16 protein-coding genes are annotated in these 18,660 nt (G+C 67.9%); 5 read left to right on the top strand and 11 right to left on the bottom strand.

Annotation, left to right across the window (positions count from 1 at the left end):
- The first annotated feature begins 2 nt into the window (after positions 1-2).
- From NU688_RS04590 to NU688_RS04600, 3 genes are all read left to right on the top strand, one after another.
- Positions 3-2,258 carry a phosphocholine-specific phospholipase C gene (locus NU688_RS04590; RefSeq protein ID WP_257859349.1) on the top strand — a complete coding sequence of 752 codons (2,256 nt, stop codon included), beginning with the start codon at positions 3-5 and terminating at the stop codon, positions 2,256-2,258.
- Positions 2,259-2,291: 33 nt separating this feature from the next.
- On the top strand, positions 2,292-4,181 hold the full coding sequence (locus NU688_RS04595; RefSeq protein ID WP_257859350.1) for a hypothetical protein: 1,890 nt from the start codon (positions 2,292-2,294) through the stop codon (positions 4,179-4,181).
- A 128-nt stretch (positions 4,182-4,309) separates the two neighbouring features.
- On the top strand, positions 4,310-4,684 hold the full coding sequence (locus tag NU688_RS04600; RefSeq protein WP_257859351.1) for a hypothetical protein: 375 nt from the start codon (positions 4,310-4,312) through the stop codon (positions 4,682-4,684).
- Between the two features lie 21 nt (positions 4,685-4,705).
- Here NU688_RS04600 and NU688_RS04605 read toward each other — a convergent pair whose 3' ends face one another.
- From NU688_RS04605 to NU688_RS04655, 11 genes are all read right to left on the bottom strand, one after another.
- The gene (locus tag NU688_RS04605; protein ID WP_257859352.1) at positions 4,706-6,985 is read right to left on the bottom strand and encodes a glycoside hydrolase family 3 N-terminal domain-containing protein; all 2,280 of its coding nucleotides are present in this window, start codon (positions 6,983-6,985) and stop codon (positions 4,706-4,708) included.
- A gap of 94 nt (positions 6,986-7,079) precedes the next feature.
- Positions 7,080-8,048: a tripartite tricarboxylate transporter substrate binding protein gene (locus NU688_RS04610; RefSeq protein ID WP_257859353.1), complete on the bottom strand. Its 969-nt coding sequence runs from the start codon at positions 8,046-8,048 to the stop codon at positions 7,080-7,082.
- A 42-nt stretch (positions 8,049-8,090) separates the two neighbouring features.
- Entirely contained in the window at positions 8,091-9,053 is a 963-nt protein-coding gene (locus NU688_RS04615) for a D-2-hydroxyacid dehydrogenase (RefSeq protein ID WP_257859354.1), read from the bottom strand.
- Positions 9,050-10,009, bottom strand: coding sequence for a tripartite tricarboxylate transporter substrate binding protein (locus NU688_RS04620; RefSeq protein WP_257860513.1), 960 nt, complete (start codon positions 10,007-10,009; stop codon positions 9,050-9,052). Before NU688_RS04620 ends, NU688_RS04615 begins: the two co-directional genes overlap by 4 nt.
- Before the next feature lie 83 nt (positions 10,010-10,092).
- Positions 10,093-10,881, bottom strand: coding sequence for a class II aldolase/adducin family protein (locus tag NU688_RS04625; RefSeq protein WP_257859355.1), 789 nt, complete (start codon positions 10,879-10,881; stop codon positions 10,093-10,095).
- 41 nt (positions 10,882-10,922) lie between these two features.
- The gene (gene tcuB, locus NU688_RS04630; protein WP_308340282.1) at positions 10,923-12,158 is read right to left on the bottom strand and encodes a tricarballylate utilization 4Fe-4S protein TcuB; all 1,236 of its coding nucleotides are present in this window, start codon (positions 12,156-12,158) and stop codon (positions 10,923-10,925) included.
- The gene (gene tcuA / locus NU688_RS04635; RefSeq protein WP_257860517.1) at positions 12,142-13,578 is read right to left on the bottom strand and encodes an FAD-dependent tricarballylate dehydrogenase TcuA; all 1,437 of its coding nucleotides are present in this window, start codon (positions 13,576-13,578) and stop codon (positions 12,142-12,144) included. The genes tcuB and tcuA overlap by 17 nt, the downstream gene beginning before the upstream one ends.
- Positions 13,579-13,673: 95 nt before the next feature.
- A complete protein-coding gene (locus NU688_RS04640; RefSeq protein ID WP_257859356.1) occupies positions 13,674-14,594 on the bottom strand; it encodes a LysR family transcriptional regulator in 921 nt (306 codons plus the stop codon).
- Between the two features lie 7 nt (positions 14,595-14,601).
- On the bottom strand, positions 14,602-15,480 hold the full coding sequence (locus NU688_RS04645; RefSeq protein WP_257859357.1) for a bile acid:sodium symporter family protein: 879 nt from the start codon (positions 15,478-15,480) through the stop codon (positions 14,602-14,604).
- A 100-nt stretch (positions 15,481-15,580) separates the two neighbouring features.
- Positions 15,581-16,348 carry a class II aldolase/adducin family protein gene (locus NU688_RS04650; RefSeq protein ID WP_257859358.1) on the bottom strand — a complete coding sequence of 256 codons (768 nt, stop codon included), beginning with the start codon at positions 16,346-16,348 and terminating at the stop codon, positions 15,581-15,583.
- Positions 16,349-16,375: 27 nt separating this feature from the next.
- Positions 16,376-16,966 (bottom strand): HD domain-containing protein, encoded by a 591-nt coding sequence (locus NU688_RS04655; RefSeq protein WP_257859359.1) that lies wholly within the window; start codon positions 16,964-16,966, stop codon positions 16,376-16,378.
- Between the two features lie 134 nt (positions 16,967-17,100).
- Here NU688_RS04655 and NU688_RS04660 point away from each other — a divergent pair, with 134 nt between their 5' ends.
- Together NU688_RS04660 and NU688_RS04665 are read left to right on the top strand one after the other, a co-directional pair.
- Positions 17,101-17,823 carry a Crp/Fnr family transcriptional regulator gene (locus NU688_RS04660; RefSeq protein WP_257859360.1) on the top strand — a complete coding sequence of 241 codons (723 nt, stop codon included), beginning with the start codon at positions 17,101-17,103 and terminating at the stop codon, positions 17,821-17,823.
- 102 nt (positions 17,824-17,925) lie between these two features.
- A complete protein-coding gene (locus NU688_RS04665; RefSeq protein WP_257859361.1) occupies positions 17,926-18,615 on the top strand; it encodes an alpha/beta hydrolase in 690 nt (229 codons plus the stop codon).
- Positions 18,616-18,660: the final 45 nt, after the last annotated feature.

The raw sequence follows: 18,660 nt of genomic DNA on the forward strand, positions 1-18,660 counted from the left end.
CCATGAACACCCCCAACCGTCGCGATTTCTTCCGCAAGTCGGCGGGCGCCATCGGCGCCGCCTCGGCCCTGACGATGCTGCCGCCCGTGATCCGCAAGGCGCTCGCCATCGAGGCCGCCGTCGACACCGGCACCATCAACGACATCAAGCACATCGTGATCCTGATGCAGGAGAACCGCAGCTTCGACCACTACTTCGGCACCCTGCGCGGCGTGCGCGGCTTCGGCGACCGCTTCCCGATTCCGCTGGCCAACGGCAAGCCGGTGTATTTCCAGCCCAACACCGTCGTCGGTGGCCCGGAGATCCAGCCCTTCCGCCGCGATTCCACGATCGCCAATGCGCTGATCGGCTCCGGCACGCCACACAATTTCCCCGACATGCAAGGCGCGTGGAACCAGGGAAAGATGGACCGCTGGATCCAGTTCAAGAACCAGGCGACGATGGGCTATTACCTCCGCGAGGACATTCCGTTCCAGTTCGCGCTGGCCGATGCCTTCACGATCTGCGACGGCTACCACTGCTCCATCCTCACAGGCACCGACCCGAACCGCATCGTGTTCTGGTCGGGCTCCAACTTCAACCCGGAACTGCGCAAGAAGGGCATCAACAGCACGGACACCGATTCCGAGCCCGTCAACTCGCGCTGCTGGCCCAGCCCATCGAACTGGGTCGCGGGCAGGGCGCAGAAGACGGACGGAACAGGCCAGACCGATCCGGGCACGGGTGCCTACAACTACAAGTACGTCAACAACTCCTTCAAGTGGGACACGCTGCCGGACGTGCTGCAGAAGGCGGGCATCACCTGGCACATCTACCAGAACATGAACAACAACTGGACGGGTGCCATGAACGGCTGCCTGGCCTTCGAGAGCTTCCGCACCGCGCAACCGGGTTCGCCGATCTATGAACACGGCCTCACGGGTGGCCCCGCGGCGGCCGACGGCCCCGTCAATTTCCTCGCCCAGCTCAAGCAGGACGTGATGAACGACACCCTGCCGCAGGTCTCGTGGGTGCTGCCCACGCAGGCGCTGGCCGAGCATCCCGGCAGCAGCGAAGGCGTGGCCGGCGCGGCCGACTTCATCTCGGACGTGCTGAGCGCGCTGACGTCCAATCCCGCGGTCTGGAGCAAGACGGCGCTCTTCGTGACCTTCGACGAGAACGACGGCTTCTTCGACCACCTGGCGATGCCGGCGGTGCCCTCGTACGACGCCAGCGGCGAACTGATGGGCAAGTCCACCGTGCCGCTGGACGGCGAGTATTTCGATGCCTCCGTGGGCAGCTACCTGAACGCCGCCGACACCACCAGCGGCAAGACGCGCCCCTGGGGCCTGAGCTCGCGCGTGCCGATGTACGTGGTCTCGCCGTGGAGCAAGGGCGGCTGGGTCGATTCGCAGGTGTTCGACCACACCTCGATGGGCCGCTTCCTGGAGAAGCGCTTCGGCATCACGATCGACGCCATCAGCCCGTGGCACCGCGCGGTCTGCGGCGACCTCACCTCCTGCTTCGACTTCGTCAGCCCGAACGATCCGGTCGTGCCCAAGCTGCCCGATACGAGCGGCTATCCCGCGGTCAATGCGGCGCAGAAGCTGCTGGGCAACACGGCGGCCATTACCAAGGCTCCCGTCACGCCGCAGCCGCTGTACCAGGAGACCGGCACGCGTTTCTCGCGCGCGCTGCCCTACGAGCTGCACACCAGCGCGCGCATCGAAACGCGGGGCCTGGTGTCGCTGATCTTCAGCAACACCGGCGAGCAGGGCGCGGTGTTCCACGTCTACGACAAGCTGCACCTGGACCGCATCCCGCGCCGCTACACCGTCGAGGCCGGCAAGCAGCTCACCGACTACTGGAACGCCGGCGCCACCGACAGCGGCAAGTACGAGCTGTGGGTGTACGGCAGCAACGGCTATGTGCGCACCTTCAAGGGCGATGCGCTGGCCACCGCCGCCGCGGCCTTCAAGCCCGAAGTGCAGGTCTGCTACGACCCGGCCGCGGGCCAGGTCTACGTGAAGGTGCACAACACCGGCACGGGCGCCGGCACGGTGTCGGTCAAGGCCAACGCCTACCGCGCCGACGGCCCCTGGCCGCTCGACGTGGCCGCGGGCGCCACCGGCCTGCTGCACTGGAGCCTGGAGGACAGCGGCCACTGGTACGACTTCACCGTGACCGCCGACAACTTCGAGCGCCGCTTCTCGGGCCGCGTCGAGACCGGCAAGCCCAGCGTGAGCGATCCGGCGATGGCACTGCATCTCACGGCCTGATCCGCGCCGCCAACGACAACAACGAGGAGAAGCATGAAGCACAAGCGCGCAACGCGCGGCGCAGCCCTGGTCGGGCTGGCCGTCGCGCTCGGCTCGGGTGTCGGCCTGGGCCATGCCCAGACCATCACCTGGGACCCAACTAAGTCCAACCTGGGCATCGGCACCGGCACGGGAATCACCGGCGTCACCGGCACCAACAACCAGGCCATGGGCACCGGCACCGGCAACAACGTCAGCACCAAGTACAACCTGGCCATCGGCGACGGCGCGGGCACCAACGTGAGCGGCGACAACGCCAACCAGGCCATCGGTTTCCAGGCGGGCACCGACGTGAAGGGCGGCTGGAACCAGTCCTTCGGCCGCAGTGCCGGCGACAACGTCACCGGCAATCACAACAACGCGACGGGCTTTCACGCCGGCAGCGGCGTGACCGGCTCCGACAACAACTCGACCGGCACCAACGCCGGCATGACCGTCGCGGGCAGCAACAACAACGCGATGGGCAACGGTGCCGGCAGCAACGTCACGGGCAGCGAGAACACGGCCATCGGCACCAACGCCGGCAGGAACGTGACCGGCAGCAACGACATCTCGATGGGCAACGGCGCGGGCAACAACGTCAGCACCCACTGGAACCTGGCCATCGGCGAAGGCGCGGGCACCAACGTGTCGGGCAAGAACGCCAACCAGGCCATCGGCTACTACGCGGGCACCAACGTGGTCGGCGGCTGGAACCAGACCATGGGCCGCAGTGCGGGCGAGAACGTCACCGGCGACTACAACAACTCGAACGGCTACGCCGCGGGCCAGTTCGTCACCGGCAACCGCAACGACGCCACCGGCTCCAACGCCGGCCAGCATGTCACCGGCTCCGACAACGAGGCCTACGGCACCAGTGCCGGCGGCAACGTCACCGGCAACAACAACCAGGCCTACGGCAACAGCGCGGGCCGCGACGTGAACGGCAGCAACAACCTCTCCAGCGGTGCGGGTGCAGGCGCGGGCGTCACGGGTTCGGGCAACCAGGCCTCGGGGCAGATGGCCGGCGCGCAGGTTTCGGGCAACAGCAACCTTTCGATGGGCCAGGCCGCGGGCGGCGGCGTGCAGGGCAACCGCAACCAGGCCTTCGGCGCGGCGGCCGGGCAGGCCGTGACGGGCAACGACAACACGGCGCAGGGCAACGGCGCCGGCCAGCACGTGAGCGGCAACGCCAACATCGCGATCGGCAACGACGCGGGCGTGTACGTCAGCGCGAACCAGACGTTGTCGATCGGCGCCTCGGCCCGCGCCAACGCCGACAACGCAATGGCCATCGGCAGCGGCGCGCAGGCGCAGGCCGATGCGGGCATCGCGCTCGGCGCCAATGCGGTGGTGCAGCACGCCAACAGCGTGGCGCTCGGCGCGGGCAGCGTGACCACGCGCGGCGCGCAAACGAACTACGTGGCCACGGGCATGGCCGGCCTGCAGTCGTCGGCCGGCGAAGTGGCGCTGGGCAACCGCCAGCTCACCGGCGTGGCGCCCGGCAGCGCGCCGACCGACGCGACCAACGTGGGCCAGGTGCAGGGCATGGTGCAGAACGGCGTGGCCTCGGCCAATGCATACACCGACACCGTCGCGGCGCAAGGCTTGCCGTTCGGCAAGGCCTACACCGACCTCACGGCCGCGCGCCTGCAGAACGAGATCAGCGACAACGCACGGCGCGCCTATGCGGGCATCGCGGGCGTCGCGGCGATGGAGTCCGCACCGGTCGTGCCGGGCAAGGTCAGCTACGCCGTGGGCCTGGGCAACTTCCGCAGCGAGAACGCGATGGGCGGGTCGCTGCGCCGCACCTCGGAAGACGGCCGCTACAGCGTCACGTTCGGCGCGGGCGTGACCAGCTCGGGCGTGGTGAGCCGAGTCGCGTTCACGGGCGTGTTCGACTAAGAAGGTGTGGGAGGGCGTGAAAGGTCATCCAGGCCCCCGCGCCTTCTCACACAGGTCTAAGCAAGCTCTCACTGGTGCGTAAGTGGGTCGGCCTAGAGTGAAAAAACCAATCACTCCAGGAGACACCCATGAGAGTTCGTACTGTTGCCCTCTGCATCGCCGCCGCGCCGACGCTGGTGCTGGCCTCGCTCGCGCATGCGGGCGGGCGCGGCGATCCCGACTATCCGCAGATGTCGCACTCGACCCAGTCGCGCGATGCGGTGGCCGCGGACGCCGTGCGCGCCAACAACGGCATGCATGCCACGGAGATCGCCGAATCGCAGGTGCAGCCGCCGGTGGCGGGCGCCGACCGCGCGCAGGTCCAGGCCGAGGCGGTGCGCGCCAACAACGCGATGCATCCGACCGAGATCCTCGAATCGCAGGTGCAGCCGCCGGTGGCGTCGGCGAACCTGCCGGCATCGACCGCCCATGCGAGCATGGGCGCGAACATGAACGGCGAGTGAGCCGCGCGGCTCACTCGCGCCTCACTCGCGGGTTAGCACGAAGCGCTTTCGGATGCCGCCCGCGGCCGAAGGCGCCACCCACAGGTCGAACTCGCCCGGCTCGACCACGGGCTTCATGTCGCGGCCGATGAATTCCATGTCGGCCGCGGTGAGCGTGAACTCGACCACCTTCGACGTGCCCGGATCGATGCGCACCTTCTGGAAGCCCTTGAGCTCGCGCACCGGCCGCGTCACGCTTGCGGCGCGTTCGGACAGATAGAGCTGCACCACCTCCTCGGCCTCGCGCATGCCGGTGTTGGTGACGGTGGCGCGCACGCGCAGCGTGCCGCCCATCGTCATGCGCTCCTGGCTCAGCTCGACGTCGTCGTAGCGCACGGGCGCGTAGCCGATGCCGAAGCCGAAGGGGTAGAGCGCTTCGTTCGTCGCATCGAGGTAGCGCGTCTTGAACGATGTGCCCGGTGCGCCTTCGGGCGAAGGCCGGCCGGTGCGCTTGTGGGCGTAGTAGTAGGGCACCTGGCCCGCCGTCTGCGGAAAGCTCACCGGCAGGCGGCCCGAGGGGTTGAAGTCGCCGAACACCACGTCGGCGATGCCGTGGCCCGTCTGCACGCCGAGGAACCAGGTCACCAGGATGGCGCGCGCATTGCGCACCGCGCCCTTGAGCGCCATCGCGCGGCCGTTGCTCAACAGCACGACCACCGGCTTGCCGGTCGCGGCCACGGCCTCCGCCAGGTCCTGCTGCGGCTGCGGCAGGCCGATGTCGCTGCGCGAACGCGACTCGCCCGACATCTTCTGGCTTTCGCCGATGGCCAGCACCACCACGTCGGCATCGCGTGCGGCGGCCACTGCGGCCTCGATGCCGCCGGGCAGCGGCGACTCGACGTTCGAGCCGCGCGCGATCGTCACGGACGAACCGGCGCCCAGTGCGGCGCGCAGCCCTTCGTCGATGCCCACCGGCGCCGACTGGCCCGGGAACAGGCTCCACGAACCCATCAGGTCCTTGGTGCCTTCGGAGAACGGCCCGATCAGCGCGATCTTCGTGCCGGCCTTGGGCAGCGGCAGCAGCTTGGCCTCGTTCTTCAGCATGACGATGGAGCGGCGCGCGTCCTCCCGGGCGAGCGCGATGAACTCGGGGTTCTCGGGGCGCTGGGCGGCCGGCGTTCCGTCGAGGCCGCGGAACGGGTCGTCGAAGAGGCCCAGCTTCTGCTTGACGTGCAGCACGCGGCGCACCGCCTCGTCGAGCCGCGCCATCGGCACTTCGCCGGAGGCCACGAGGTCGGGCAGGTAGCGCATGTAGAGCCCGCTCTGCATGCTCACGTCGGTGCCGGCCATGAAGGCCTGTTTGGCGGCCTCGCGGCTGTTGGCGGCATAGCCGTGCTCGATGAGTTCCTCGTCGGCCGTGAAGTCGGAGACCACGAAGCCCTTGAACTTCCATTCGTCGCGCAGCACGCCGGTGAGCAGTGCGCGGTTGGCGGTCGAGGGGATGCCGCCGATTTCGTTGAAGGCGCTCATGACCGAGAGCGCGCCCGCGTCGATGGCCGCGCGGAACGGCGGCAGGTAGACCTCGCGCAGCGTGCGCTCGGAGATGTCGCTGCTGTTGTAGTCCAGCCCGCCCTCGGCCGCGCCGTAGGCCGCGAAGTGCTTGGGCGTGGCGAGCATCGAATCGGCGTTCGAGAGATTGCTGCCCTGGAAGCCGCGCACGCGCGCCGCCGCGAACTGGCGCGCGAGGTACGGGTCTTCGCCCACGCCCTCGAGGCCGCGGCCCCAGCGCGCATCGCGCGCGATGTCGACCATCGGCGCAAAGGTCCAGCGAAAGCCGTCGGCCGTGGCCTCGACCGCCGCCGCGCGCGTGGTGCGCTCGGCCAGCGCAGGCTCCCAGCTGGAGGCCTCGGCCAATGGCATCGCGAAGATGGTGCGAAAGCCGTGGATCACGTCGGCGCCGAAGATCAGCGGAATGCCCAGCCGCGATTCGCGCACCGCAACCTGCTGCAGCCGCAGCTTGCCTTCGAGGCCCGCGTTGTTGAAAAGGCCGGTGACGCGCCCGGCGCGCACGTCGGCCGTTTCCTGCTGGCCGTTGCGCCAGGCGGTCTGCGGGTTGTTCGGGATGTTGATGTCCGCGGGGCCGTAGAGGCTGAGCTGGCCGGCTTTTTCCTCGACCGTCATGCGCGCGATCAGCGATTCGATGCGCGCATCCGCCACGTCGGCGGGCGTGGGGTCACCCGGGGCGGAGGCGGCGAAGGCAGAGGGAAGGAAGCCGGAGGAGAGGGAGAGGAGGGCGGCGAGCGCCGCTTTTCGAACGTGCATGGCCTCCTATTCTGCAGACAACGCGCCTGGCCCCCGGCCAGCGGGTTTCCGTCGTGGCCGTAGGGCTATGTCTGACCCGGCCCCTTTACTCCGCTTACTCGGCCGTCGCACCGGCTTCTTTCGCCACCTTGACCCACTTGGTCGTCTCCGTGCCGATGAAGGTCGCGAGCTCCGCGGGCTTCATGTTCCCGGCCGTCACGCCCTGCTCCTCGAAGCGCTTGACCACATCGGACTGCTGCACCGCGCGGGCCAGTTCGGTGTTCAGGCGCTGCACGATCTCGGGCGGCGTGCCGTGCGGCGCCATCAGCGCGAACCACGTCGTCATGTCGTAGCCCTTGAGGCCCGCCTCGTCGAGCGTGGGCACGCCGGGGTAGGCGGGCGAACGCGTCTTCGTCGTCACGGCCAGCGCATGCACCTTGCCCGCGTGGATGTGCGGCGAGGCCGAGGGGCTGGTCTCGATGGCCATCTGGATCTGCCCGCCCATCAGGTCGACCATCATCGGCGCGCCGCCCTTGTAGGGCACGTGCACGATGTCGGTTTTCGTCATCGAGCGGAACAGCTCGCCCGAGATGTGCTCGGTGCTGCCGTTGCCGGCCGAGCCGAAGTTGACCTTGCCCGGGTTGGCCTTGATGTACGCCACGAGCTCGGCCACCGTCTTGGCGGGCACCTTGTCGTTGACGATCAGCACGTTGGGCGTGGAGGCCACGAGTGCGACCGGATCGAAGTCGCGCTGGAAGTCGTAGGCGAGCCTCTTGTAGAGGCCCGGCGCGATCGAGTGCGCGATGGTGGCGAGGAACAGCGTGTAGCCGTCGGCCGGCGCCTTCGCGGCGATGGTTGCGCCCACGGTGCCGCCCGCGCCGCCGCGGTTGTCGATGATCACGGGTTGCTTGAGCGATTCCGAGAGCTTCTGGCCCACGGTGCGCGCGACGATGTCGGTGGTGCCGCCGGCCACGAACGGGACGACGAGGGTGATGGGTTTGGTGGGCCAGTCGGCGGCAGAGGCTGTGCCTGCGGCGAGCAGCAGCGTGGCGGCGGCGGTGCGGAGAAAAGTGTTGCGGTTCATGGTCGTGAGGTCTTGGTGTTGTTGTTGGAAGAGGGATTGGCGTCAGGCCACGCGGTTCAGCAGCGGCTGGCCTTCGTTCCAGCGTTTCAGGTTGTCGAGGAAGAGCGCAGCGACACGCGCCTCGTTGCCGTCCGAATGGCCGGCGGTGTGGGGCGTGACGATCACGTTCGGCATGTCCCACAGCGGGGAATCGGATGGCAGGGGCTCGTGCGCGAACACGTCGAGGTAGGCGCCCGAGAGCGCGCCGCTGCGGAGGGCTGCGATCAACGCGGGCTCGTCGACGACTTCGCCGCGCGAGACGTTCACCAGCCTCGCACCGGGCGGCAACAGGGCGAGCGCGGCCGCATCGACGAGACCCCGCGTGCGCTCGGTCAACGGGCAGGCGAGCAGCAGCCAGTCGGCGCGCGGCAGCACGGTGTGGAGGTCCTCGAAGCGCACGCTGTTTTCGGCGCTCGCGGTGCTGCGCACAGCCACCACGCGCAGACCCAACGCAGAGAGCAACGCGCCGAGGCCTTGCCCGATCGGTCCCCAGCCGACGATCACCGCCGTCTGGCCCGCCAGGTCGCGCGGCAAGCCGCTGCCCACGAGCGGCGCCCAGGTCTTCTCGCGCTGCGCCGCAAGCAGTTGCGGGAAGCAGCGCGCCAGCATCAGCACGCCGGCAAGCGCCGTCTGCACGACCACGCCGGAATTGGCGCCCGACGAAGTCGTCACCTCCACGCCGCGCGCACGCAGCTCGCCGTACACGGGCCGGTCGGCACCCGCCGAATGCGCATGCACCCAGCGCAGCGATGGCGCGTTGCGCAAGGCATCGTGAAACTGCTGCGTATCGGGCAGCACCTGATGCTTGGTCGAAAGGCCGGTAACGTCGCGCGAGACGAAGGCGATGTCCGCATCGTCCCCGGGGTTCACCGCCACGTAGGCGCGGTTGCCGAGCGCTTCGGTCAAACCCGCGCCGGCCTGCCGCTCGGCCGCGGGTGTCATCAGGATGCGCAGCGGCGAAGTCATTCCGCCGTTGCGCCCGATTCGCGCACGATCACTTTCCACTTGTCGTACTCCTGCCGCGTGAATTTGCCGAACTGTTCGGGCGTGCCGCCGACCGGGTCCGCGCCCTCGCGGATCATCTGCGCTTCCAGCGAAGGCAGCGCGTCGTTCACCGATTTGTTGAGCAAAGCGATCACCGGTGCCGGCGTGCCCTTGGGCGCGAAGAAGCCGAACCACGAGCCGGCCGAGAAACCCGCAAAGCCCTTCTCGGCCACCGTCGGCACGTCGGGCAGCGAACGCGAGCGCTTCAGGCTGCTCACCGCAATCGCGCGCAGTTTGCCCGCGCGGATGTGCGGGATCACCGAGGGAATGGTCGCGAACATGAACTGGATGCGCCCCGCGAGCAGGTCGGTCAGCGCGTTGGCGCCCTTGTAGGGCACGTGCAGCGTCTCCGCGCCGATGCGCTTGCTGAGCATGTAGCTCGACAGGTGCGAGGAGGTGCCGATGCCCGTCGAGCCGTAGTTCAGCTTGTTGGGGTTGGCCTTGGCGTAGGCGATGAACTCTTCCATCGTCCTGGCGGGTACCTCGGGGTTCACGACCAGCACGTTGGGCACGTCGGCGATCTGCACCACCGGCACGAGGTCGGCGAGCGGGTCGTAGGTCATGTTCTTGTAGAGCGTCTGGTTCACGGCCATCGGGCCGACCGAATTGACGATGAGCGTGTAGCCATCGGCCGGCGCGCGCACCACGAACTCGGTGCCGATGTTGCCGCCGCCGCCCGGCTTGTTGTCGATGACGAAGGGCTGGCCCAGCTTCTCGGACATCTGCTGCGTGACGGCGCGCGCGAGGATGTCGGTGGTGCCGCCCGCGGTGAAGGCGACGACCACGCGCACGGGCTTGCTGGGGTACGCGGATTGCGCCTGGGCATGGGGCGCGGCACCAAGGCCGATTGCCAGCAGCGCGGCGACTGCTGCGCCCATGAGCGTTTGCAGGAGGGGAAGGGGTTTGTCTCGGCTCATTCTTATGTCCTGAAAGTGTTCTTCGTAGCGAAAAAGGAGCGCGGTCAGTCGCGAAAGCCCGGGTCCATGCGATCCAGCTTGCGCAGCAGCGCGGGCCATTCCATGAGCCCGTAGGGGCGGCGGGTGCCGGGCTGGTAGTTGTTCCAGGTTTCTTCGAGCACGTCTTGCGGCACGGCCTTCAGCGGCGTGTTGCACGACATCGCGCCGATCTGCGCGCGGCAGGCCAGCTCGAGCCGGTGCATCCAGTTGAAGGCCTCGCCCACGCTGCGGCCCACCACGAGCGCACCGTGGTTGCGGAAGATCACGGCCTCGCTCTGCCCGAGGTCGGCGAGCAGCGAGGCTTGCTCTTCGGTGTTCAGCACCACGCCCTGGTACTCGTGGTAGCCGATCTTCAGGAAGCGCATGGCCGTCTGCGTGAGCGGCAGCAGCCCGCATTCGAGCGAAGACACCGCCATCGACGCCCAGCTGTGCGTGTGGATCACGCAGGCCACGTCGGGCCGCGCGGCATGCACCGCGCTGTGGATCACGTAGCCGGCCTTGTTGATGCCGTAGTTCAGCTCGCCGAAGTCGGGCGACGAGAGGATGCGGCCGTCGGCATCGACCTTGATGAGGCTGGACGCGGTGATCTCCTCGTACATCATCCCGTAGGGGTTGATGAGGAACGCGCCGTGCTCGCCGGGCACGTGCGAGGAGATGTGGTTGGCCATCATGTCCGACATGCCGTACAGGTCGACCAGCCGGTAGCAGGCGGCCAGGTCGATGCGGGCCTGCCATTCGGCAGCGGAGCACTTGTCCTTCATGGAGGGGATCTGGAGCACGCCAGGGTTCGTCATCGTGGGGTTCCTTTCAATGTCGGGTGGGGTGTAGCGTGGGTTCAATCGGCGCCCAGCTGCAGGCGGCTGGGCAGGCGTTTCTCGATCGCGAACTTCAGGAGCGCTGCCGAGCGGAAGATGCCGTGCGCGAACTTGCCGTAGGGCAGCGTGAGGAAGAGCGCCATCACCACGCCCAGGTGCACTGCCAGCAGCAGCGCCATGAAGCTCGTGTCGCGCCATGCGAGGAGCGCGAGGCCCGTCACGCTCGTGAGCAGCAGCAGCGCGATGAAGCCGCGGTCCATCGGCCGCTGCGCCACGTCGCCGTGCGCGGCATTGCGCCGCAGGTTCAGCCACAGGAGGCCGATAGGGCCGACCACGAGGCCGATGCCGCCGGCAGTGCCCAGCAGCACCGGCAGGCTCGTGAGCGCATAGGGCGCGTGCAGGTCGAACAGGTAGTGGTACAGCGTCGCCACGCAGGTCGAGGCAAAGCACAGCATGAAGCCGTAGAAGGTGAAGTGGTGGAAGCGCCGGCGCCAGAGCGTGAAGCGGTCGTCCTCGTTGTTGCAGCCTTCGCCGTGGCCGCCGCCCAGGTACTTCAGGCGCAGCGCGTCGTGCGCCGCTTCGGCACTCGCCGGACCGCGCACGCCCGGCATCGACGGCGCGTTGCCCGGATCGTTCGCGGGCGACACCTCGCGCCAGAAGCTGCGCACGCCCATGGCCAGCGCGAACATCACGAAGAGGAACACCGCGCCGAACACCAGCGCGAGGAAGTTGTGCGGAAAGATCGCGTAGAAATTGCCCGCGAGTGGTTCGTGCAGCAGCGAACCCGACATCGCGACGGCCAGCACCAGGAATAGCGCGAGTCCGCCGGCCAGTGCCAGCGCTACCGTGAGCCCGGCCTTCTTGTAGAGGGCGCCCATCGCGGGCGGCCAGGCGTAGTCGTGGTACGTCTGCATGCGCACCTGCGCCATCGCCTGCGGCACGTTCACCGCGAACTCGTGCGGCGGCGCGTACTGGCAGGCGTGCAGGCACGAGCCGCAGTTGTGGCAGAGGTTGGCGAGGTAGTGCGTGTCGGCCTTGCCGAATTCGAGCCGGCGCGTCATCGCGGGGAACACGGCGCAGAAGCCCTCGCAGTAGCGGCAGGCATTGCAGATCTGCAGGATGCGCGCGACCTCGCCCTCGCTGGCGGTCAACGGAAGGGCGGGCTGGATCGGGATCACGCGCTGCGAAGGCGGTGCGCTGCCGATGCCATCGGCATCCGCACGGGCGCGTGCGACGAGATCAGTGAGCTGCTGCAAGGGCGGTCTCCGGGGAATTCTTCGAAATGTTCTTGGCGGCCTTCGCTGCCTTTGCGGCCTGTGTCCCGGCGATGCGGCCGAAGGCCGTGCCGATGCTCATGCCGACGCCGGCCGTGTAGCCCTTGCCCAGCACGTTGCCGGCCATCATTTCGCCGGCCACGAAGAGGTTGGGGCTCGGCCGTCCGCCGAAGCGCACGGCGGCGGTCTCGTCCACCTTCAGGCCCAGGTAGGTGAAGGTGATGCCGGGGCGCAGGGGGTACGCGTAGAAGGGCGCGGTGTCCAGCGGGCGCGCCCAGTGCGTCTTGGCGGGGGCGATGCCTTCGGTGTGGCAATCGTCCAGCGCGGTGTGGTCGAAGCGGCCGACGCGGCACGCGGCGTTGTAGTCCTGCACGGTGCGCACGAACGTGGCTTCGTCCAGGCCGATCTTCTGCGCCAGCTCGCCCAGCGTATGGGCCTCCGTGCCGGTGAACACCGGCGGCATGAAGCGGCCGACCGCCTTCTGGTCGATGACCGACCAGGCGATCTGCCCTGGCTGCTGCGCCACGAGCCGGCCCCAGATCGCATAGCGCTTGGGCCAGAAGTCTTCGCCCTCGTCGTAGAAGCGCTGCGCGTCGCGGTTGACCACCACGCCGAGCGACACGCAATCGATGCGCGTGCAGATGCCGCCGTCGTAGAGCGGCGCACGCGCATCGATGGCCACCATGTGGCCCTGCGACGGATCGCCGATGCTGTCGGCACCCGCGGCGATCATGTATTTCAGCAGCACGCCCTGGTTGAAGCGCGTGCCGCGGATGAGGAAGTTGTCGGCCGGCCATTCGCCGCGCTCGTTCTGGCCCCACGCCTCGCGCAGCCATTCGCGGTTCGATTCGAAGCCGCCCGAGGCGAGCACGCAGCTCCTCGCCTCGATGCGCTCGCCGGCTTCGGTGCGCACGGCCATGAAGCGGTCGCCGTCGAGTTCGACCGAAGCCACGGGCGTGTCGTAGCGGATCTGCACGCCCAGCTTCTCGGCGCTGCGGAAATACGCGTTCACCAGCGCCTTGCCGCCGCCCATGAAGAAGGCGTTGGTGCGCGCCACATGCAGCGCGCCCGACAGCGGCGGCTGGAAGTGCACGCCGTGGCTGCGCATCCAGTCGCGGCAGTTCGACGAGGCGCGGATCACCAGGCGCGCGAGGTGCTCGTCGGTGAGGCCGCCGGTCACTTTCAGCAGGTCTTGCCAGTACTCCTCTTCAGGGTAGGCATCGATCAGCACGTCCTGCGGTGCGTCGTGCATGCAGCGCAGGTTGCGGGTGTGCTGCGAATTGCCGCCACGCCATTCTTTGGGCGAGGCTTCCAGCAGCAGCACCGAAGCGCCGGCCTCGCGCGCCATCAGCGCGGCGCACAGCGCGGCATTGCCGCCACCAACAACCACTACGTCTGCCAGTACATCCATCACTCGTGGGTCTCCTTGGAATCCAGGAGACTTTAGGGAGCGCGGCCTTCACGCGAAAGGCCGGAAGAGGCAACGGGTGTTCAGTTTTAGTGAAGACTGGCACCGGCCCAGCGCCCTTCGAGCACCAGAGTACGGGCGGTGTCGGCGACCACCACGCGCGCGGCCAGCGCGGCGGGCGAGAGCTCGTCGTCCGACAGGCTCACGAGCAGGTTGCGGCGGCCGACGTGGGCGTCGCTGATCTGGGTGAGCTCGAGGTCGTCGCGGTCGTGCCGCGCGGTGGCCGCGCCGGGCTGCACGGTGGCGCCGTAGCCGGCGTGCACTGCGTCCATCAGGAGCGCGAGGCCGTCGACCTCGGCCACGATGCGCGGCGTGACGCGTGCCCGCAGAAAGGCCGCCATCAGCGTGGCGCGCAGGCCGTGGCTGCCGCTCGGCAGGATCAGCGGCACATCGGCCAATTGGGAGAGGCGCACCTTGTTGCCCTTGGGGCGCTCGGCCAGCGTCGGCGAGGCGACCACGAAGAGCTTTTCGGCCAGCAGCGGCGACACGCTCCAGCGCCGCGGCGTGTCGGTCTGGAACAGCACGGCCAGATCGAGCTGGCGCGCATGCAGCATCGTCGTGAGATGGCCCGAGAGCGCCTCCACCATGTGCAGCCGCACCTCGGGGTAGCGCTCCTGCATCGCGCGCATCAGCGGCACGCCGAGCACGGTGGCGGTGGTGGGCGCGAGGCCCACGCTCACATGGCCCGACAGGCGCGCCTGCTGCGCCGCGCGCACCGCGTCGTCGGCATGGCGCAAGGTGAGCTGTGCCTGCTGCAGGAAAGCCAGGCCCGCATCGGTGGGCGTGACGCCCGTCGAGCTGCGCTGCAGGAGGCGCGTGGCGAGTTCGCTTTCGAGGCGGCTGATCTGCTGGCTCAGCGCCGAGGTGACCACACCCAACTCCACGGCCGCGCGGCCCATGCTGCGCAGTTCGCAGACCTTGACGAAGTAGCGCAGTTGCCTCAGTTCCATGCGCGCATCATCGCGCAGGCACGGTAGCCGGTTGGCCGCGCCGAAGCAGCAACCATCCGAACAGCGGGGCCGTGATGTACATCACCACCGAGTAGATCGCGGCCGGCAGCGCGAGCGGAAAACTCCCGAGCACGCTCACCGCGATGAAGATGGCGAGCGTGGAGTTGTGGATGCCGATCTCGTAGCTGATGGCGGTGGCCAGCGGCTTGTCCAGTCCCGCGGCACGGCTGAGGTAATAGCCCGCAAGCAGGCTCACGAGGTTGAACAGCAGCACCGGAATGCCGATTTCGGCGAAGGTGGCGGTGATGGTCTTCCACTCGTTCGCGATGGCCAGCACCGTGACCACCGCGAGCACCACGCCGCTGAAGATCTTGGTCGGCTTCTCCATGCGCGCGGCGAAGCCGGGCTTGCGAGAGGCCACGAACATGCCGATGGCCACCGGCACCAGCACGATCGCGATCACCTCCACGAGCTTGCGCGTCTGCAGCGGCACCACCTGGCCGCTCTGCGCGAAATGGTTGATGGCCCAGTTGGCGATGAGCGGCAGCGTGATGATCGACAGCAGCGTGTTCACCGCAGTGAGCGAGATGTTCATCGCCACGTTGCCGCCGAAGAGGTGCGAGAACAGGTTGGCCGAAATGCCGCCCGGTGAGGCCGCCAGCAGCATGAGCCCGATGGCGAACACCGGCGAGAGCCCGAAGCCCACGATGATCGCGTAGCAGGCGAGCGGCAGCCCGATGACCTGCAGCACGAGCGCGATGGTCACCGCCTTCGGGTGCTTGAAGAGGCGCCGGAAGTCTTCGAGCGAAAGCGACAGCCCCAGCCCGAACATCACCAGCGCGAGCGCGCCGAACAGGAACCGGGTCACGATGAGCGTGGTGTCCATGGGTTTTTGTCTCCTCTTTCGTTCTTCTGTCTAAAAAAATGGCTGCCGGCACCCGTCGCGCGGGCGCTGGCAGCCGTGGAAAACCGGGGATCGACGCGTCTTATTGTTTGTAGCTGTCGTCGATGCGGTCGAGTTTCCGGATCAGTGAAGGCCAGACGAACATGCCGCCCAGGCCCCCGCTTTGCACCTTCATCGCCTGGCCCACGCCATCGATGATCCTGGGGTCGACGTGCGTGAGTTCGCTGCCACCCGATTGCGCCGCGATCTGGATCTGGCAGGTGTTCTCGAAGGTGTACATCGAAAGGAACGCATCGGCAATGGTCTTGCCGCAGGTGAGCAGGCCATGGTTGCGCAGCATGAGGAAGTTGGCATGGCCCATGTCGGCCTGCAGGCGCGGCTTCTCGTCGTCGCGGAAGGCCACGCCTTCGTAGTCGTGATACGCGAGCGAGGCCAGCACGAAGGTCGATTGCTGGCTGATGGGCAGCACGCCGTTCTTCTGCGCGCTCACCGCAATGCCGGCCTTGGTGTGGGTGTGCAGCACGCACTGGATGTCTTCGCGCGCGGCATGCACCGCGCTGTGGATCACGAAGCCGGCCGGGTTCACCGGGTAGGGCGAGTCGATGATCTTGTTGCACTGCTGGTCGACCTTCACCAGGCTGGACGCGGTGATCTCGTCGAACATCAGGCCGTAGGGGTTGATGAGGAAGTGATGCTCGGGGCCGGGTACGCGCGCGCTGATGTGCGTGAACACCAGGTCGCTCCAGCCGTAGAGCGCCACGAGGCGATAGCAGGCGGCGAGGTCGACGCGCAGTTGCCACTCTTCGGCGGAGACGAGCTTCTGGATTTCGGATTGGGAGTTCGCGTTCATGGGGATGTGTCCTTTGTCGGGTGTCTGTCAGGCCGTTGCCGGCTCTTTCAGCACGGTCTTGTAGATGCTCTGCTTGGGTTGCGCCATCAAGCGGCGAAGCATGGGCTCGAATTCGCTGATCGGCAAGGTCTCGGCCTTCGGGTCGAAGGCCGGGTTGTCGTAGAGCGCACAGAACTCGGCCGTGCGCTCGTAGTGCGGGTGGTCCTTGAAGTTCTCACGCATGTCGCGGTCCAGCCCGATGTGGTGGAAGAAGTAGTGGCCCTGGAAGATGCCGTGGTGCTGCACCATCCAGTGGTTGGCTTCGCTCACGAAGGGCTTGAGGATCGCGGCGGCGATGTCGGGATGGTTGAAGCTGCCGAGCGTGTCGCCGATGTCGTGCAACAGCGCGCACACCACGTACTCCTCGTCGCGGCCGTCGCGCAACGCCCGGGTGGCGGTCTGCAGCGAGTGGGTGTAGCGGTCGACGGGAAAGCCGCCGTAGTCGCCCTCGAGGATCTGCAGGTGCTTGATCACACGCGCGGGCAGGCCGCCCGCGAACTGCATGAACTCGCCGCCGATCAGTTGCCAGTCTTCGCGCGTGCTCTCCTGCATGCTCTTGAAACTTGCCCTTGCGCTCATCGTGTCGTCTCCGTTGTTCGTCTGTGGGTGCCGGTCACTGTAGACCTGCACTTGACGCTCAACTGTCAAGAATTTGACAATGTAGGGTGCTGGTAAACCCCTGTCCCGAGGGGGACCCGTCCGTCCTTTTTCCGATGCCTCCTTCCACCAAGCCGCGCCTCTCCGCCCCGCACCGTGCCGCGCTGGAGGGCAACCCGTGGTTCACCAGCATGCCGCGCGCGCAGCGCGATGCGCTGGTGGGCGCGGCCGAGCTCATCCATGTGCGGCGCGGCGCGATGATCTTCCGGCAGGGCGATCCGATCCAGGCTGCGGGCGCAGGCTTCTACGGGCTGGTGGCGGGCACGATCAAGATTTCGTCGCTGCGCCAGGACGGGCGCGAGGCCATCCTCGCGGTGCTGGAGCCGGGCAACTGGTTCGGCGAGATCACGCTCATCGACGGCTCGCCCCGCACGCACGACGCCACCGCACTCGAAGCGCTCGACCTGCTGGTGGTGTCGCCCGAAGCCTTCGCGCGGCAGATGCGCGACGTGGTGTTCTCCAACGCCATCGGCGCAATGCTGGCGGCGCGGGTGCGCATGCTCTATGGCCTCGCGGAAGACGCGACCTTGCGCAGCCTGCGCGCGAGGGTGGCGCACCGGCTGCTGGTGCTGGCGCGCGGCGATGCGACGCAATCGGTTCACCTGCGGCGCAGCCTCCAGCTGCCGCAGGAGGCGCTGGCCATGATGCTTGGCGTGACGCGCCAGACGCTCTCGAAAGAACTCAATGCGCTGGCGGGCGAGGGCGTGGTCGCGCTGGGCTACGGGCGCATCGAATTGCTGTCGCTCGATGCGCTTCAGAGGCTTGTCAGTACTGGCTGAATGGGTGTCGCAAAAAACGCGCGCAGGGCGGCGTATAAAAGCTCCCCCGTCGTGCCATGGTGGCCCGGCGGTCTTTAGTTTTCACAGGGAAGTATTCGAATCATGAGCAATAAACCGACGGTCGTTCTGGTCCATGGTTTCTGGGGTGGTGCGGCGCACTGGAGCAAGGTCATCGTAGAGCTTTCGCGCAAGGGCCACGCGGGCATTCGCGCGGTCGAGCTGCCGCTGACCTCGCTGGCCGACGATGCCGAACGCACGCGCAAATTGGTCGCGCAAGTGCAGGGGCCGGTGCTGCTGGTGGGCCACTCGTACGGCGGCGCGGTGATCACGCAGGCCGGCGACCTGCCCAACGTGGTCGGGCTGGTCTACATCGCGGCCTTCGCGCCCGATGCGGGCGAGAGCCCCGGGGCCATCACCGAGCAGCATCCGCCGGTCGCGGTGCCCAACCTCGCGCCCGACAGCGACGGCTACCTGTGGGTCAAGCCCGAGAAATTCCACGAGAGCTTTTGCCAGGACCTGACGGCCGAAGAAGGCCTCGTGATGGGCGTGACGCAGAAGGCGCCACTGGCCAGCACCTTCGGCGACGCCATCACTTCGCCGGCCTGGAAGAAGAAGCCCTCGTGGTATCAGATTTCCAGCGACGACCGCATGATCGCGCCGGCCAACCAGGAGCGCATGTCGGCGCGCCTGGGCGCCCGCAAGGTCATCACGCTGGCTGCGAGCCACGCCTCGCTGGCGTCGAAGCCGGTGGAGGTGGCGGCGTTGATCGACGAGGCGGCAGGCGCCGTCTGACGGACGCCGCCGCGCTTCAGTGCAGCACGCGACCTTCGGCCGAAA

Source organism: Variovorax sp. ZS18.2.2, from assembly GCF_024701975.1.
GTDB lineage: Bacteria > Pseudomonadota > Gammaproteobacteria > Burkholderiales > Burkholderiaceae_C > Variovorax.

What these genes read in the sequence shown, in the direction of transcription:
- NU688_RS04640 (WP_257859356.1), bottom strand. Translation starts at nt 14,594, where the DNA reads ATGGAACTGAGGCAACTGCGCTACTTCGTCAAGGTCTGCGAACTGCGC.
- NU688_RS04595 (WP_257859350.1), top strand. Translation starts at nt 2,292, where the DNA reads ATGAAGCACAAGCGCGCAACGCGCGGCGCAGCCCTGGTCGGGCTGGCC.
- NU688_RS04655 (WP_257859359.1), bottom strand. Translation starts at nt 16,966, where the DNA reads ATGAGCGCAAGGGCAAGTTTCAAGAGCATGCAGGAGAGCACGCGCGAA.
- NU688_RS04590 (WP_257859349.1), top strand. Translation starts at nt 3, where the DNA reads ATGAACACCCCCAACCGTCGCGATTTCTTCCGCAAGTCGGCGGGCGCC.
- NU688_RS04650 (WP_257859358.1), bottom strand. Translation starts at nt 16,348, where the DNA reads ATGAACGCGAACTCCCAATCCGAAATCCAGAAGCTCGTCTCCGCCGAA.
- NU688_RS04620 (WP_257860513.1), bottom strand. Translation starts at nt 10,009, where the DNA reads ATGGGCGCAGCAGTCGCCGCGCTGCTGGCAATCGGCCTTGGTGCCGCG.
- NU688_RS04665 (WP_257859361.1), top strand. Translation starts at nt 17,926, where the DNA reads ATGAGCAATAAACCGACGGTCGTTCTGGTCCATGGTTTCTGGGGTGGT.
- NU688_RS04660 (WP_257859360.1), top strand. Translation starts at nt 17,101, where the DNA reads ATGCCTCCTTCCACCAAGCCGCGCCTCTCCGCCCCGCACCGTGCCGCG.
- NU688_RS04605 (WP_257859352.1), bottom strand. Translation starts at nt 6,985, where the DNA reads ATGCACGTTCGAAAAGCGGCGCTCGCCGCCCTCCTCTCCCTCTCCTCC.
- NU688_RS04645 (WP_257859357.1), bottom strand. Translation starts at nt 15,480, where the DNA reads ATGGACACCACGCTCATCGTGACCCGGTTCCTGTTCGGCGCGCTCGCG.
- NU688_RS04615 (WP_257859354.1), bottom strand. Translation starts at nt 9,053, where the DNA reads ATGACTTCGCCGCTGCGCATCCTGATGACACCCGCGGCCGAGCGGCAG.
- NU688_RS04610 (WP_257859353.1), bottom strand. Translation starts at nt 8,048, where the DNA reads ATGAACCGCAACACTTTTCTCCGCACCGCCGCCGCCACGCTGCTGCTC.
- NU688_RS04625 (WP_257859355.1), bottom strand. Translation starts at nt 10,881, where the DNA reads ATGACGAACCCTGGCGTGCTCCAGATCCCCTCCATGAAGGACAAGTGC.
- NU688_RS04600 (WP_257859351.1), top strand. Translation starts at nt 4,310, where the DNA reads ATGAGAGTTCGTACTGTTGCCCTCTGCATCGCCGCCGCGCCGACGCTG.